The sequence below is a fragment of the Paenibacillus sp. FA6 genome (assembly GCF_051550225.1).
GTDB lineage: Bacteria > Bacillota > Bacilli > Paenibacillales > Paenibacillaceae > Paenibacillus_AQ.
Map to the genome: position 1 here is coordinate 2,374,244 of NZ_CP188820.1, position 15,069 is coordinate 2,389,312.

Consider the following 15,069-nt stretch of genomic DNA (forward strand, 5'->3'; position numbering starts at 1 on the left):
CTATTCTACAACATCTGTAAAGTCGACATTATCTACAATCCAGCGTTTACGTGGTTCCACTTTATCACCCATAAGTGTAGATACGCGTCGCTCCGCCTTCGCAGCATCCACGATCTCTACTTTAAGCAATGTTCTCAACTCTGGATCCATCGTCGTTTCCCACAATTGCTCAGGATTCATTTCTCCAAGTCCTTTATAACGCTGCAATTCATACTTATCTCCGAATTCCTTCAAATAATTCGCAAGCTCTTCGTCGCTCCATGCATAACGCATCGTCTCAAGCTTACCTGATTTACGGGTGATCTTGTACAATGGTGGCTGAGCGATAAAGACACGACCAGCATCAATAAGTGGTTTCATGTAACGGTAAAAGAATGTCAGAAGCAATACCTGAATATGTGCTCCATCCGTATCCGCATCGGTCATAATAATAACTTTAGAATAATTGCAATCTTCCACATCAAATTCAGTTCCTATTCCTGCACCAATGGCAGATACAATTGCACGATACTCCTCATTCTTGAGAACATCGGCAAGTTTAGCCTTCTCTGGGTTCAACGGCTTCCCTTTCAAGGGAAGAATGGCCTGAATTTTAGAATCCCGACCCTGTTTGGCCGAGCCACCCGCAGAATCCCCTTCCACAATGAATAGTTCAGTGCGCGTAACATCTTTAGACTGTGCAGGTGTTAGCTTACCATTCAGGTTAGAACTTTCACTACGCTTCTTACCTGTTCGAATATCATCTCGAGCTTTCCGAGCCGCTTCACGTGCTCTTGATGCCTGAATTGATTTCTTGATCAACGATTGGGCGACCTGAGGATTCTCTTCTAGAAAGATCTGCATCTTCTCAGATACAATGGCGTCCACCATACCTCTCGCAGAGGCACTACCCAGTTGATCTTTCGTCTGCCCTACGAATTCAACATCAGACATTTTGATACTTATGACAGCCATCATGCCTTCACGTAAATCTGAACCTTCTAGGTTCTTATCCTTTTCTTTGAGAAGGCTCGATTTCCTTGCATAATCATTCAATACTCGAGTGTAAGCTGTCTTAAATCCAGTTTCGTGAGTCCCCCCACCCCGTGTAGGAATGGAGTTAACGAAAGAGGCCAATGTTTCCGTATACCCAGCATTATATTGAAGGGCTACCTCAACTTCAACATCATCTTTCTCTGCGTTGAAATGAATAACATCATGAAGTACATCTTTGCCTTCGTTTAAATATTCAACGAACTGACTGGCACCACCCTCATAGTAGAACTCATCTTCCTTATCAGCTCTACTATCCTTGAGAACAATACGAAGCCCTGAATTTAGAAACGCAAGTTCCATCACTCGTTCAGCTAATGTATCATAATTGAGATGAATTCCTGCAGTAAAGACTCGGGCATCAGGTTTGAATGTCACTTTTGTTCCCGTCTTATTGGTGTTACCTAACTGCTCTAATCCCGTAGACGGTTCGCCTACATGTTCTTTCCCTTGCTTATCAACCCAATACTCGAAACGCTGGCGATGTATTTTACCATCACGATATATCTCGACCTCAAGCCATTCAGATAAAGCATTCGTTACTGAAGCGCCAACACCATGAAGGCCGCCTGATTTCTTATATCCTGAACCGCCAAATTTACCCCCGGCATGTAGGATCGTATAAACAACTTGTGGTGTTGGTATTCCCGTTTTATGCATTCCTGTTGGAATTCCGCGTCCATTATCTATAACCGTTACGGATCCGTCTTTGTGTAATGTAATTTCAATTCTTGTGCAGTATTTGGCAAGATGTTCATCCACCGCATTATCTACGATTTCCCATAACAGGTGATGAAGTCCCGAGGTACTCGTACTACCAATATACATTCCTGGTCTTTTGCGAACCGCAACCAGACCTTCGAGCACTTGAATGTCGTCAACATCGTATCCAGTTTGGTCCTTACTACCAGTCTTGGATGACTTTGCAAACAAATCGATACTCTCGACCATTCATGCTCCTCCTTTGTAAATCTTTATGTAGGATAATATTCATCCGATGCAAACAGATGTTTTCGTATCCTTGTCCATTTTAATTCAAGATATCCCGTTTCGTAAAGACAGTAAATGAAACAATAACTGAGCCAAGAGCCCAAACCCCCAGTACTATCAATGAAAAATTAAGATTCATTCCTTCGATGGGAGCGGGTGTTCCTGATAAATAATTCGTAAGCTGTAAGTTTACCATAAACAAATATTTAGCGCTTGTCCATGAGGATGCCATATTTGTCAGAATATTGCCCGCTATAAGTGCCGCCATCATAACTACAATACTGGCTGCCGTACTTTTTACTAACACAGATACCATAAATGCAAGCAAAGCAACGGTTACAGCAACGAACCATATCAATCCACATTGCATCAATAAATACTCCCACTGCGGTACCGCATGTACAGAGGACATATCGACATCAGCTCCCGACATTTGGAACCCGGTAAACACAGGCATATTAAACCCAACATACCCGAAGAAGGCTCCAGAAATGAGATAACTGATAGCAAAAGTTGACAGGACAATTAGCGAGACGAACATGATTAGCGCAATAAGCTTACTCAGCAGTACTTTCCACCTTTTCACCGGTCTTGTCAATAGCATTTTGATCGTACCTGTCGTTCTCTCTCCAGAAACAATGTCCGATGCGATAGCCATAATAAGTAATGGAATGAACAAAGTGATGGAATTATCCATAAACTGTCTCGTGAAGGTAACCCCATTCGGTTCTTTAGGATTCACATCATGGTCTAAATAATACTGCAGCTGTTGAATGAATATAAGTCGATACTTTTTCCACTCTTCCGGTATTCGATCGCTTCCCAAAGAATTCTGATTGTCTGTAATCTGCTGCTGAGTTTCCAGCCTCCAATCCCCGTTAAACTTTTCTCGGCTATGCTCGGACGAACGCATTTGCGCATAGGTGAACATGGGAACGAGTATGAGTAGGATGAGTAGAATGATGTAAAAGCGTTTCTTTTTAATGAGTTTGATACACTCATTTTTTATTAATGGGAGGATATTACTCAATGTTCTCACCCTCAGTCATTTGTAGGAATAATTGTTCCAGTGTTGGGTTAATCTTATTCACGCTTTTCACAGCGATACCCGCGTTGACTAATTGAGAAATAATCGAAGGAACTAGTTCCTCCCCGTTCTGAGTAACAATGGAGTTTGCCGACATTCCTGCTATGATGGTGTCATCAAGTAAAGATTCTGCAGATTCAATCACTCGAACTCCCTCACTTGCTACAAGTATATTCCGTCCTTCAAGCATTGGCTCCACATCCCAAATAACATAACCAGCATTCTCAGACACCAATTCATGCACTCCACCCACAGCAAGTACACTACCTTGACTAATGATGGCCACACGATCGCACAACAATTGAATTTCACTCAAAAGATGACTTGAAACAAATACCGCCATACCTTCGGCTGCCAACTGCCTTATGAATACACGAAGCTCCTTTATCCCCTTGGGATCAAGACCATTCGTTGGCTCATCCAGAATAAGTAGTTTGGGACGACCTAACAACGCTTGAGCAATTCCCAGCCTCTGACGCATACCAAGTGAGTATGTACGTACCTTATCATGAATCCGTTGATCTAAACGTACAATGTCTACAACCTCTTGAATTCTCACAGCATCTACACCAGATTGCATACGGGCAAAATGTTCTAAATTCTCCCATCCAGTGAGATACGTATACACTTCTGGATTCTCAACAATCGAACCAACATATTGTAACGCATTTTCTTGGTCACGATTCACATCATAACCGTATACTTTTATCGTGCCACTACTTGGCTTAATCAGATCAACCAGCATCCGAATAGTCGTCGTTTTCCCCGCTCCATTAGGACCAAGGAAGCCAAATATTTCACCCTCTACTACATTAAAAGTTACGTCTTTAATAATCATTTTTTTACCAATTCGTTTACTGATATGTTCCACGGAAAGTACAACATTATCAGTGATATCCTTTTTGTTTTCCATTGCCCTAACCATATGTATCTCCTCCTTTATGCGTCTGATTTACTGTATCCCTTGAACAATCCGATCAGCGATCTTCTGATACCCATCACCGTTGGGATGAAAGTGATCCGTAGATAAATACCGCCCAAAATGATGTGTGAATAAATCATATGTTGGAACTAAGAGCATGAACTTATCTCTATTAATCGTTGTTTGCGCTATGTTGTTCCATGTGGTTACAACCTCATTCCCGACTGTTGATAATTGTTGTATATCCCCAAAAGGGTTATATAATCCCACGTAAATAATGTATGCTTCAGGATTAATCCCTCTTAATTTCTCCAATATCAGTTGTAAACGTTCTGAGGATTTAGGAAGTACACTCCGAAGTTTCTCAGCAGTTATATCGTTAGTTAATCCATCTGAATCTGCTGTTTCATCCTTTTGTCCATCACCTGATGATAATAGCTGGGCTCCCTGAAATAGGTCATTACCACCAATCGAAAGTATGATGATATCTGACTGCTTTAGTACGTACTGTACACCCGGCTCATCTAGCTTTGTCACTAGACCCTCGGTAGTCAGACCATTAATCCCTAAATTGTTGAGCAATGTCGTCTTTTTGCTACTATTCATTGAAAGAAGATCTACACTTCTCTTCACGTAACCTTTTCCAGTGTCGTCGCCCGTTCCTTTCGCCAAGGAATCACCTATGGCAGAAATTTTATACTCCTTTTTCAGGTCCATGGAATCGGATACTCCCGCTCCTAATTGCTGAGAAGGTCTAGGTAGTTCTTTCCCTATCTGCGGTGCATTCACATCTTTAATGGCATATATAAACCCAACTAACAATAGTATTGTTGACACAATCGAGGCAATACTCACACTACGCCAGATCCAATTTGTTGAATTCAATGATCATCCCTCCATAATCTTGGTAGAATAACTCCGTCATCCACAACACTCGACAAATGGATTAACTATATCCACATTAAGACTTCTATAATTAATTTGCAAATGGGGATTGCATAATATCCAATTAAAAGTCCACACATATATTGGTGTAGGATGCCGCTACGATGACGGATTGTCCTTACGATCGCTGTTGCCCTCCGATTTCTTGATTGTATACCGCATAGCGGTTGAAATCAGAGGGCAAAGGCGAACGCTGCCGCTTCTTCAGGACAATTCCGTCATCTTCGCTGCTTCGAATAGTATTCCTTATTCTCTGCAAGTATGGATGTTAGTTGCAAAAAGGCATCTAAATCCACCACAATTCCTGTTTACCTCGTTTTAGTTGCTCAAACAACACTTAATTACTCAAGAAACCCCACTTTTTACTATTCTCCCTATTTTAACTACCATCTAAGCACTTATTTCTCTCTACTCAGCCTCTTCTTCTAATTTAAGTGCTCTTTATGCATTTACTCCATTCATATGAGGCTCCTTCACCCGTAATCCCTGAGGAATATATCTGGGAATCAGAAAAAACGGCTCTACCTCCCTTTTGAAGGGACAGTACAGCCGTAAGTTTTAGTATATTTATTTTATTTACTAATAAATTCTTGCACCCAGTGACCGTTATAATAACCTACACCGATGGTTGTGAAGTTAGCACTCAAGATGTTAGCACGATGTCCTTCACTATTCATCCAAGCTTGCATAACATCTGCTGGGGTCTTCTGACCTTTCGCAATGTTCTCGCCTGCATAACTATAAGAGATGCCATATTGTTTCATCATGTCAAATGGAGATCCAAACGTTGGAGATTGATGAGCGAAGTAATTATTATTATTCATATCTTTCGCTTTATCTAGAGCCATATTTGCTAATTTAGCGTCTATTACCAATGATTTAAGTCCTGCTTTACTACGTTCCTGATTCACTAGATCCACGACCTGAGAAGTAACATCCGACTTATCTATAGTTGTATCATTCGTCGTTGTGTCTGTTGGTTTTGTTACTGGTTTTTCCACTGGTTTTGTTACTGGTTGTTCTACTGGTTTCGTCACTGGTTTTTCTACTGGTTTCGTCACTGGTTTCGTCACTGGTTTTTCCACTGGTTTGGTTACTGGTTTGGTTACCGGTGTAGTAGGCTTAGTAATTGTCAATTCTTTACCTACCGTTACTGTCCATTCTCCACCATTATTCTTAATCCACTCTTGAAGATATACTTTTAAGCTATTATAGTTACCATAGTTATTGTTGTTATCGTTATTATTCTGAACAGAAGCAGCCGATGCTGATCCTGGTAGCGTTATCCCCACAGCCAATACAGTGGCAATTGTCCCCGCCATCAATGTTCTTATAAATGTTGTTTTCATTTATACATCTCTCCTTTAAATCGATTTGTGTCTCGCATGTACATGTAACAAAATAGTTACAATATTGTCATCACCAACAAATTCATTGTAACATGCTAGATTTCAATTAAAACCCGCAAATATTGGAAAGTTCCTTCTGATTGAGACATAACAACAGAAAAAACCTTATATAAACACACAGATTACACTGTGTGTTCACATAAGGTAAGCTATTATTCATCTAGCGATCCTCTAGTAACTTAATCCGATGAACGTTCTTTTCTCTTATTTCTTCGCTGCGTATTTGCGCATATCGAAGGCAACTGCAGCGACAATAATGATTCCTTTGATAATCAGTTGCCAGTAAGGACTAATACCGATAAACGTCAGCCCATAGTTAATGATTGTAAAGATCAGTACCCCAACAACTACTCCAGGCACTGTTCCTATTCCGCCCGTCGTTGATACACCACCAACGACGCAAGCGGCAATAGCATCAAGCTCGTACATATTTCCGTAGTTATTCGTAGCTCCACCTGTTCTAGCGGCCTCTAGCACGCCCGCAAGTCCATAAAGGGATCCGGCAATAGCATAAATATAAATCAAATATTTAGCCACATTAATACCAGACACTTTAGCAGCTTGAATGTTACCACCGATCGCATACATGTTTTTGCCAAGCTTCGTTTTATTAAAGACGACCCATACAATGAATGCTACAAAGATAGCGATAAGAACGATATAAGGTAAGGAAAACTTTCCTTCACCAATGGAACCCGTTCCAATAATCTTGAAGTCATCTCGAAGGCCAGCTATAGGTTGAGAATTGTTCGGTTCCATATCGACATATAAAGAGTTAACCCCATACACGATAACCATCGTCCCTAGTGTAGCTATAAACGGTGGTACATGGAACTTAGCTACCACAACCCCATTTACAACTCCACAGATGAGACCAGCCAATACCGCAAGCGCAATCGGTATGATATATTGCATTTGTGGAAGGTCTGGGAAGAACCGAGCTGCATACTCCGCCTTCTGTAACATCGAAGCAGCAATAACCGCCGTTAACCCGACGATTCGACCTGCAGATAGATCCGTTCCGGCTGTAATTAGAACAAATGCGACCCCTAGTGCAATAATGGTACGTGTGGACGACTGGATCAATATATCCCGTAATGAGTTAATGGAGAGGAATGCGGGATTATATGCTGTAATGCCAATAATCAACACAACTAATACAATATAGATGGCATATTGTGAAGCAAAACTTTGTAATTTTTTCGTATTCATATATATTCTCCCTTCGTTGATGCCTTAGTGCTGGGCAGCTAGAGTCATAATTTGTTCTTGAGTAGCAACGTTACCCTCAACGATTCCCGTTAAACGACCTTCGGACATCACCATAATCCGGTCAGACATCCCAAGCAGTTCAGGCATCTCAGAAGAAATCATAATGATGCTTTTCCCTTGTTTCGCCAAGTCAGCAATAATGGTATATATCTCGTATTTTGCTCCAACATCGATTCCTCGTGTTGGTTCATCTAACAGAAGAATTTCCGGTTCTGTTAGTAACCACCTAGCCAATAATACCTTTTGCTGATTGCCACCCGAAAGATTCATCATTAGCGTACGGGTAGTTGGTGTCTTCGTACGTAATTTCTCGATCATATAATCGACTTCTTTTTTCTTCCGCTTCTTATCAAGCAACAGATACGGCTTCTGATACCGATCCATATTAGCTATAGCCCCATTCTCATGTACAGATAAGACTGAGAAAATACCGGTTGCACGCCTTTCTTCCGTTAGTAGTGCCATCCCCATCCGTTTGGCATCTTCCGCTGATCTGATTTTGACCTCCTTGCCATTTAAAGAAATGGTTCCTGAAGCAATTTCCCTAAGCCCGAATAATGCTTCAATAAGTTCTGTGCGTTGTGCTCCAACTAAGCCACCAATTCCCAGAATCTCACCTTTGCGAAGATCAAACGATATATTTTTAAAAGATCTAGACTGCGTAGATGTTAAGTCTTGTACTTTCAGAATAACGTCACTTGGCACATTATCTCGTTTTGGAAAACGATTCGTGAGGTCACGTCCTACCATCTTGGAAATGATACTATCTGTCGTTAATTCCTTTGCAGGCCATGTACCAATTCTCTTTCCGTCTCGCATAATGGTCACATCGTCAGAGATTTGTAGAATCTCCTCCATTTTGTGCGATATATAAATAATGGCTACTCCTCGCTTCTGCAGGTCACGGATAATGCGGAATAAGTGCTCTACTTCAACGCTAGTCAGCGAAGAGGTTGGTTCATCCATCACAATAACCCTTGAATGGAAGGAGACAGCTTTCGCGATTTCAATGGATTGGATTTTGGATACGGATAAACTTCCAACAATCAAGTCTGGCTTCAAGTCAATATCAAGCTCCTTAAATAGGTCTTCCGTGTCCTTATACATCTTCTTATGATCGATAAATTGGATTGGACCAATCCCCTTTGTTGGAAATCGACCTAACCAAATATTCTCCATCACATTGCGAAAGGGTACGGGGTGAAGTTCTTGATGAATCATCGAAACACCCAAATTTAGTGCATCCTTGGAGTTGTGTATTTCAACTTGTATGCCATCCAGCATAATCTGACCAGCATCTGGCTCATAAATACCGTAAAGACATTTCATTAACGTTGATTTTCCCGCCCCATTCTCACCCATAAGAGCGTGTACCGTTCCGGGACGTACTTGCAAGCTAACGCCATCCAATGCCTTTACACCTGGGAATTCCTTGGTTATCTCCTTCATTTCTAGCAAAAACTCATGATCAGCCATGGTTCTTCGCCTCCTCCTACGTGACCTATGTGTTGCCCTTAGAGGCACATCGCTCTATATCCTTATCACGACCTTACAATCTATAAAGGGAGCAGGATTCTCGTGAAACATCCTGCTCCCCCGATAGATACCCACTTATTTCGCTTCGTCGATATTGTCCTTCGTAATTTTCTTATATTTAATCCAAACATATTGATTGTCGGTAATATCAAAACCTGAATTTTCCTTAGAAGGTGTCTCTCCATTAGCCAAAAGTGTAGCTAGAACCACTGATGCTTTACCTTGGTTATTCGCATCATTAAGGACGGTTCCTAGCATAGTTCCATCTTTCAATGCTTCTATTGCTGGAGCAGTTGCATCTACACCGACAACTGGCATATATTTATCACCTTTGAAATAGCCAGTAGCTTTTAGGGCCTCAATCGCACCGAGAGCCATATCATCGTTATTGGCGAGAACAGCCTCAATTTTTTCTCCGTTCGCCCCAAGAAATGCAGCCATTTTTTCTTGACCTTTAACGCGATCCCACATGCCTGTGTCTTCTGCAACCTTCTCCACCTTGATCCCTGCTGCTTCAATCGCTTCAATGGAATACTTTGTTCTTAACTCAGCATCTTGGTGTCCTGGTTCACCTTTTAACATGACATATTGTAGGACCCCATCCTTGTTCTTATCAGCTTCAGGATGTGCCTTCCAATAATCAGCAATTAGCTCACCTGACATCGTGCCAGATTCTTCTGCTTTGGCACCGACATAATATACTTTATCCCATTTCTTCATATCATCAGGAAGTGGTTCACGATTAAGGAATACGACAGGAATATCAGCTGTCTTCGCTTTATCAATAATAACGCCTGCCGCTGTCCGATCTACGGGATTAATTAATAGAGCATTCATTTTCTTCGTAACAAACAAATCTACTTTGTCATTCTGCGTGGGTTGAGAATTCTGGCTATCTACAATCTCTACCTTGGCTTTTCCTTCAGCATTTGTTTTAATCGAGTTACGAACACCCGTCATGAAGGTATCATCGAATTTGTAAATCGCTACCCCAATTTGAGGTTCTTTACCTCCGTCTGCCGAGTTAGAACAACCTGCCATAACAGTAGCAAGCAATGCACCTGCGAGCAGGGCGGGTGTAATTCTCTTCATACTTTTTTTCATTAAAATAGACCTCCCGTTTACTTTTCTTTGAAATTCGATATCCTATTGGATATACTTTATTATCGTTGAAAGGGTTCTTAAACCAAATATAAAATACTCCTGTTTTATATAAAAATTCTCATGACTTACACATTACCTAACGAATGGGAACAGTTGCTTCTGATTTTCTGGCCACAACATATTATCTAAATCTATCAATTTGGAACCTGTATCCACTCTTTCAGGGACATGTATCCCCTCAATAGCTTCAACAGCATGCTTCACGGCTAAATATCCGTTGCTATAAGGGTTCTGAATGACCGTTGCCTGAACAATTCCCTCTTGTAGCATTTCAATCACCTCAGGAGGACTATCAAATGTAATAATTTTCACTTTCCCTACAAATCCTAGTTTCAGTACTTCTTGGGAAACACCAATACCTGCTACTTCGTTCAAAGCAATTATTCCTCTTATATGAGGGTATTTACGAAGCATCTCATTCGTTAACTCCGCTGCGAGCTGAACGTCAGATCCACAATATACGGTATCCACTACTTCTACGTTGGGGAAACGCGCAAAATAGTCCAACATACCTGATGCTCTCTCATCCGCATTACGAGCTCCCTCTACAAAACTGACCAAGCCAATCTGACCTTTCCCATCCATCAATGTAATCAGTCTCTCTGCTGCTTTCTGGCCTGCTTCATAATTATTGGTACCTACGAAAGTCTTCACACGGGCTGAAGCTACCTCCGAATCCATAGAAATGACCGGAATTTTGTGATAGGCTGCGCGATCCGTCACCTGTGCTAGCTTCATATAATCACTTGCTGATAGAATAATCGCATCTGCTTTGTTTGTAATCGCATCATCAACTAACTTGATCTGCCTCTCTATGTCATTCTCGCTATCCGGACCAAGAAAAGTTAACTCCACATTGTATTCTTTCGCAGCGACCTCAGCGCCCATTTTAACCGTGCTCCAAAAGGCCCCATTATTCATCTTGACGATCATACTTACCTTCCGGATGGTATCTGTCATGCGTAAACTGGAAGGAGTGTCCGAACAAGAAACCAATACTAGTAAAAGAAAAGCCATTAATACCTTCAACCTTTTCATGGATCTGGTCATAGTAACCCCTTCCTCTCCGCATTTTCCGATTCATTCCTCATCATAGGTAGCGTGATTGTGACGGTAGTTCCTTCCTCCACTACACTCTTGAATGTCAGACCATACGCCTTGCCGTAGTACAATTGGATACGTTCATGAACGTTCTTCACGCCCACACCTGATCCACCTGCGCTTTTCACACCACCTGTTAACAGTTGTCCCATCACTTTAGGACTCATCCCCAGACCATTATCCGTAACCGAAATGATGACTTTCTCCCCTTCGACCATGACTGAAATATAAATACAACCTTCATCTGGCATGAGCTCAATGCCATGATAGATGGCATTCTCTACAATGGGTTGGATAATGAGCTTCAACGTAATACAAGTTAAGGCTTCATCTTGTACGTCCATGTTGTAGTTAAATTTGCTCTTATATCGTATCTTTTGGATAATCAAATAATGACGAACATGCTCTAATTCTTCCGCTAGCGGGATCATATTCATTCCTTTACTAAGGCTAATACGGAATAATTTGGACAGTGAAGTGATCGCTGTCACGACCTCTTCCGTTTCCCCTCGCTCCACAAGTCGGATGACGGAGTTCAACGTATTATATAGGAAATGTGGATTAATCTGAGCTTGCAATACATCTAGTTCACTTTTCCGTTTAGCTTCCTGTTCAATAATAATCTGGCTCATGAGCTGACGAATCTGGTGTAACATGAGGTTGAATCTCCTGGATAACTGTTCCACCTCATAAGCACCTTTCACATCAATAGGTGTATTAAAGTCACCTTGACCTACCTGTTTAACTGCTTTCTCTAACCTTCGAATGGGCTGCGATATTTTGGCAGACACGAAGATAGAGATCAATAGGACTACAATAATCACTACCGCTAGAAACCAGGATATAAATACCTGAAGATCCTTCTTCGTAGTTACGATCTCATCAGCATAGGCTACACCTACGATTTTCCAACCAATAGGCTTCACCGTTCGAATCGTAATATACCTTTGTTCCGCTGTAGATATATCTATATAACTCCCGAAAGCATAATCAAATACAGGCTCAATATTCTCATATTTAAGTCCTGCATAAATTAGTTGCTGCTGTGGATGGTAAATGATATTTCCTAAATCATCAATAATATAGGCATATCCCTTTTTGCCAAGACTTACTTTACTGCTAAGCTCATCAATCGTCCGAAAGTTAACATCGACCAACAGAATGCCCTTTTTCATGACTCCGTCCGTGTTATAAGAGATCATTCTACTTAATGAAACAACCCATTTATATTGACCTTTGTATAAATTCTGAATATGAGGTTGAGAAAAGGAGACTGCTTCCGGTTCCTTAAGTGCCGTCAGAAACCAACTTTGTTCCTTCAGTTGTGTATTCCGTCGCATCGTTGCATCTGGAACATCCAGTACCATGTTGCCATCTGGTGTAAACAAGGCCACCGAAACCAAATCCTCACGGGTGTGGAGAAGTGTCGTCAGTTGTTCTTTCAATAATGAATCAGAGATGTTATCCGTCTGACCAATCTGCTGTTCCACCACTTCATAGATATCCTGCATCCCTTTAACATATAGCTCCAAATGGGAGTTAACCTGCTCTATAATCTGTTGAATGTTTAGATAAGCATTATCTTCCGCGGATTTGACGAACTTATTGTAGAGTAATAAGCTGACTAATAACACTACTACAACCGTAATCATCGTAAATGAAATTGTAATAATAACTTGAATACTTCTTACATTAAAAGAAAGCGGGACTTTTGGTGTTTTTGAAGGTTTAAGTATCCATGAATATTTCGAATTAATGCTCACTAATAACTGCTCCTCCCACATTATTTCGATATTCTTTTGGAGATATCCCGAATCGCTTTCGGAAACAAAAGCTGAAATAATTAGGGTCGATAAACCCAACCTTCTCCGCAATTTCAAAAGATTTCAAATCACTTGATCGTAAGTGATCTTTAGCGGATTCCATCCGGAGTTGCATCAAATAGTTAACAAAGGTCATCTTCATTTCTTTCTTAAACACACTACTGAAATACCCCGTGCTTATATGCAAATGTTTGCATACTTTATTAATCGAAATATCATTTTCGTGATAATGAATCGCTATGTAAGATTTAGCGTCCTCTACCAATTGATTGTAATTAGATTGACGCCCCTTCGAAATGTGGTTCATGAGTTTTACACAAATACCAGTAATCCACAGCTTTACTTCATTCAAGTTATTAAACTTCGTGATCTCAGAAAAGTACTCATTCGTACCGAATATCTCATCGAGCTCCATCCGAAACTCTTTAGCTACCTTCATAATAGAAGTTATTATTTCTAATACATATACCTGACAATCCTTCACAGTAAGCTGGTTCATTTCTTCGCCTGCAAATAGGCTCTTCACCGTAGCTCCCACTTCCTGAGCTGTCCCTACCTTAATGCAGCGAATTAACATTTGTTGCTTCAATTCATCATAGTGAAGAGGCTCATTCTTGAATCGGTCTGCTCTTGACTCCACATCATCAATCCAAATCACTCGATTATTACCCAAAAGCAGACGATAATCCAAAGCTTGCAATGCATCATTATAGGATAGGTTTACACCTCCAAGAAAGCTTGTCATGGTTCCCGCACCTATGGTCACGGTTAGCTTTAAATATTTCTCTACATTCTGCCTAACTTCTTCTAAAATTTCTAACATCCTTTGGATCATCTTCTCTGCATCCTGATCCTGATTCATCAATAATAATACGACATCATCATTATGAAGAAACACTTCGCCGATTTGGTGCTTCAAACATATTTCATTCGTAATATTCAGCACTGCGAATAATTGTAATTGTCGATCATTTGTATCTTTTAAGGATTCCGAAGGGGCTCCATTCATATGCGATGATTCCTTCTGTTGCAACTCTGCATGGAAATAATCTACTCTCACAATGGAGACCATATATACCGAAGCACTCAAGTTAAGCTCATAGCTTAGAACTTTTTCATTGATTTCTGCGATAGATACACGCCTTGATATAAGTGAGGAGAGAAACTTGCCTCGCATAATGGGAAGACTTTCTCGGTAATGCTGGAGCAAATGATCTAAGTTATCTTGTTCAGCTATTTCTTCGTCCAGTTTATCCTTCACTTTCAACAATACATCAACCAGCTCCTTAGAAGAGAAGGGCTTAAGAACATATTCATCAATCTGCATCTTTATTGCTTTCTGAGCATACTCAAATTCATCAAATCCAGTTAAAATAATAATCTTCGTATGCGGATAATGGTTCCGAATCCATTCGGCAAGCTCCAGTCCATTCATAAAGGGCATATGGATATCGGTCACGACGACATCAGGATGATATCTCTCAATCAGTTCCGTTGCTTCTCGACCATTCTCCGCCTTATCTACCACATCGAAACCATGCTCTTTCCACGCTATTTCATCAAGTAATCCTTCTCTTACATCCTCTTCATCATCCACTAAAATAAGTTTATACATGATATTCATTCCTCACATTCATTTTGTAAGCGGTTGCACAATGTTGTGAAAACATCATTGTTTCCACCTATTAGATTATACTTTCTTTTGAGAAAATAACGCAAAAAAAAATAGTGCCCCTGAGCCTTAGTAAATGACTTGGGACACCCAGTATGTTATTGTCCTCTACCAAG

The 15,069-nt window shown here is 40.8% G+C and carries 11 protein-coding genes; all 11 read right to left on the reverse strand.

Features of this window, described 5'->3' with window-relative positions; translation table 11 throughout:
• The 11 genes from parE to ACP8HI_RS11155 all read right to left on the reverse strand — a co-directional run bounded on the left by parE (position 1) and on the right by ACP8HI_RS11155 (position 14,896).
• Positions 1-1,983 carry a DNA topoisomerase IV subunit B gene (gene parE / locus ACP8HI_RS11105; protein WP_438351139.1) on the reverse strand — a complete coding sequence of 661 codons (1,983 nt, stop codon included), beginning with the start codon at positions 1,981-1,983 and terminating at the stop codon, positions 1-3.
• Positions 1,984-2,062: 79 nt separating this feature from the next.
• Positions 2,063-3,052: an ABC transporter permease gene (locus tag ACP8HI_RS11110; protein ID WP_438351140.1), complete on the reverse strand. Its 990-nt coding sequence runs from the start codon at positions 3,050-3,052 to the stop codon at positions 2,063-2,065.
• Positions 3,045-4,034 carry an ABC transporter ATP-binding protein gene (locus ACP8HI_RS11115; RefSeq protein ID WP_438351141.1) on the reverse strand — a complete coding sequence of 330 codons (990 nt, stop codon included), beginning with the start codon at positions 4,032-4,034 and terminating at the stop codon, positions 3,045-3,047. Before ACP8HI_RS11115 ends, ACP8HI_RS11110 begins: the two co-directional genes overlap by 8 nt.
• Before the next feature lie 27 nt (positions 4,035-4,061).
• Positions 4,062-4,916, reverse strand: a complete 855-nt coding sequence (locus ACP8HI_RS11120) for a GDSL-type esterase/lipase family protein (protein ID WP_438351142.1) — start codon at positions 4,914-4,916, stop codon at positions 4,062-4,064.
• A gap of 632 nt (positions 4,917-5,548) precedes the next feature.
• Positions 5,549-6,325: a CAP domain-containing protein gene (locus ACP8HI_RS11125; RefSeq protein WP_438351143.1), complete on the reverse strand. Its 777-nt coding sequence runs from the start codon at positions 6,323-6,325 to the stop codon at positions 5,549-5,551.
• A 264-nt stretch (positions 6,326-6,589) separates the two neighbouring features.
• Positions 6,590-7,597, reverse strand: coding sequence for a galactose/methyl galactoside ABC transporter permease MglC (mglC, locus tag ACP8HI_RS11130; protein WP_438351144.1), 1,008 nt, complete (start codon positions 7,595-7,597; stop codon positions 6,590-6,592).
• 24 nt (positions 7,598-7,621) lie between these two features.
• Entirely contained in the window at positions 7,622-9,133 is a 1,512-nt protein-coding gene (locus ACP8HI_RS11135; protein WP_438351145.1) for a sugar ABC transporter ATP-binding protein, read from the reverse strand.
• Between the two features lie 135 nt (positions 9,134-9,268).
• On the reverse strand, positions 9,269-10,285 hold the full coding sequence (locus tag ACP8HI_RS11140; protein WP_438351782.1) for a galactose ABC transporter substrate-binding protein: 1,017 nt from the start codon (positions 10,283-10,285) through the stop codon (positions 9,269-9,271).
• Between the two features lie 144 nt (positions 10,286-10,429).
• Positions 10,430-11,395, reverse strand: a complete 966-nt coding sequence (locus ACP8HI_RS11145) for a substrate-binding domain-containing protein (protein WP_438351146.1) — start codon at positions 11,393-11,395, stop codon at positions 10,430-10,432.
• An 8-nt stretch (positions 11,396-11,403) separates the two neighbouring features.
• On the reverse strand, positions 11,404-13,110 hold the full coding sequence (locus ACP8HI_RS11150) for a sensor histidine kinase (RefSeq protein ID WP_438351783.1): 1,707 nt from the start codon (positions 13,108-13,110) through the stop codon (positions 11,404-11,406).
• A 100-nt stretch (positions 13,111-13,210) separates the two neighbouring features.
• Positions 13,211-14,896, reverse strand: coding sequence for a response regulator (locus tag ACP8HI_RS11155; protein WP_438351147.1), 1,686 nt, complete (start codon positions 14,894-14,896; stop codon positions 13,211-13,213).
• Positions 14,897-15,069 lie beyond the last annotated feature (173 nt).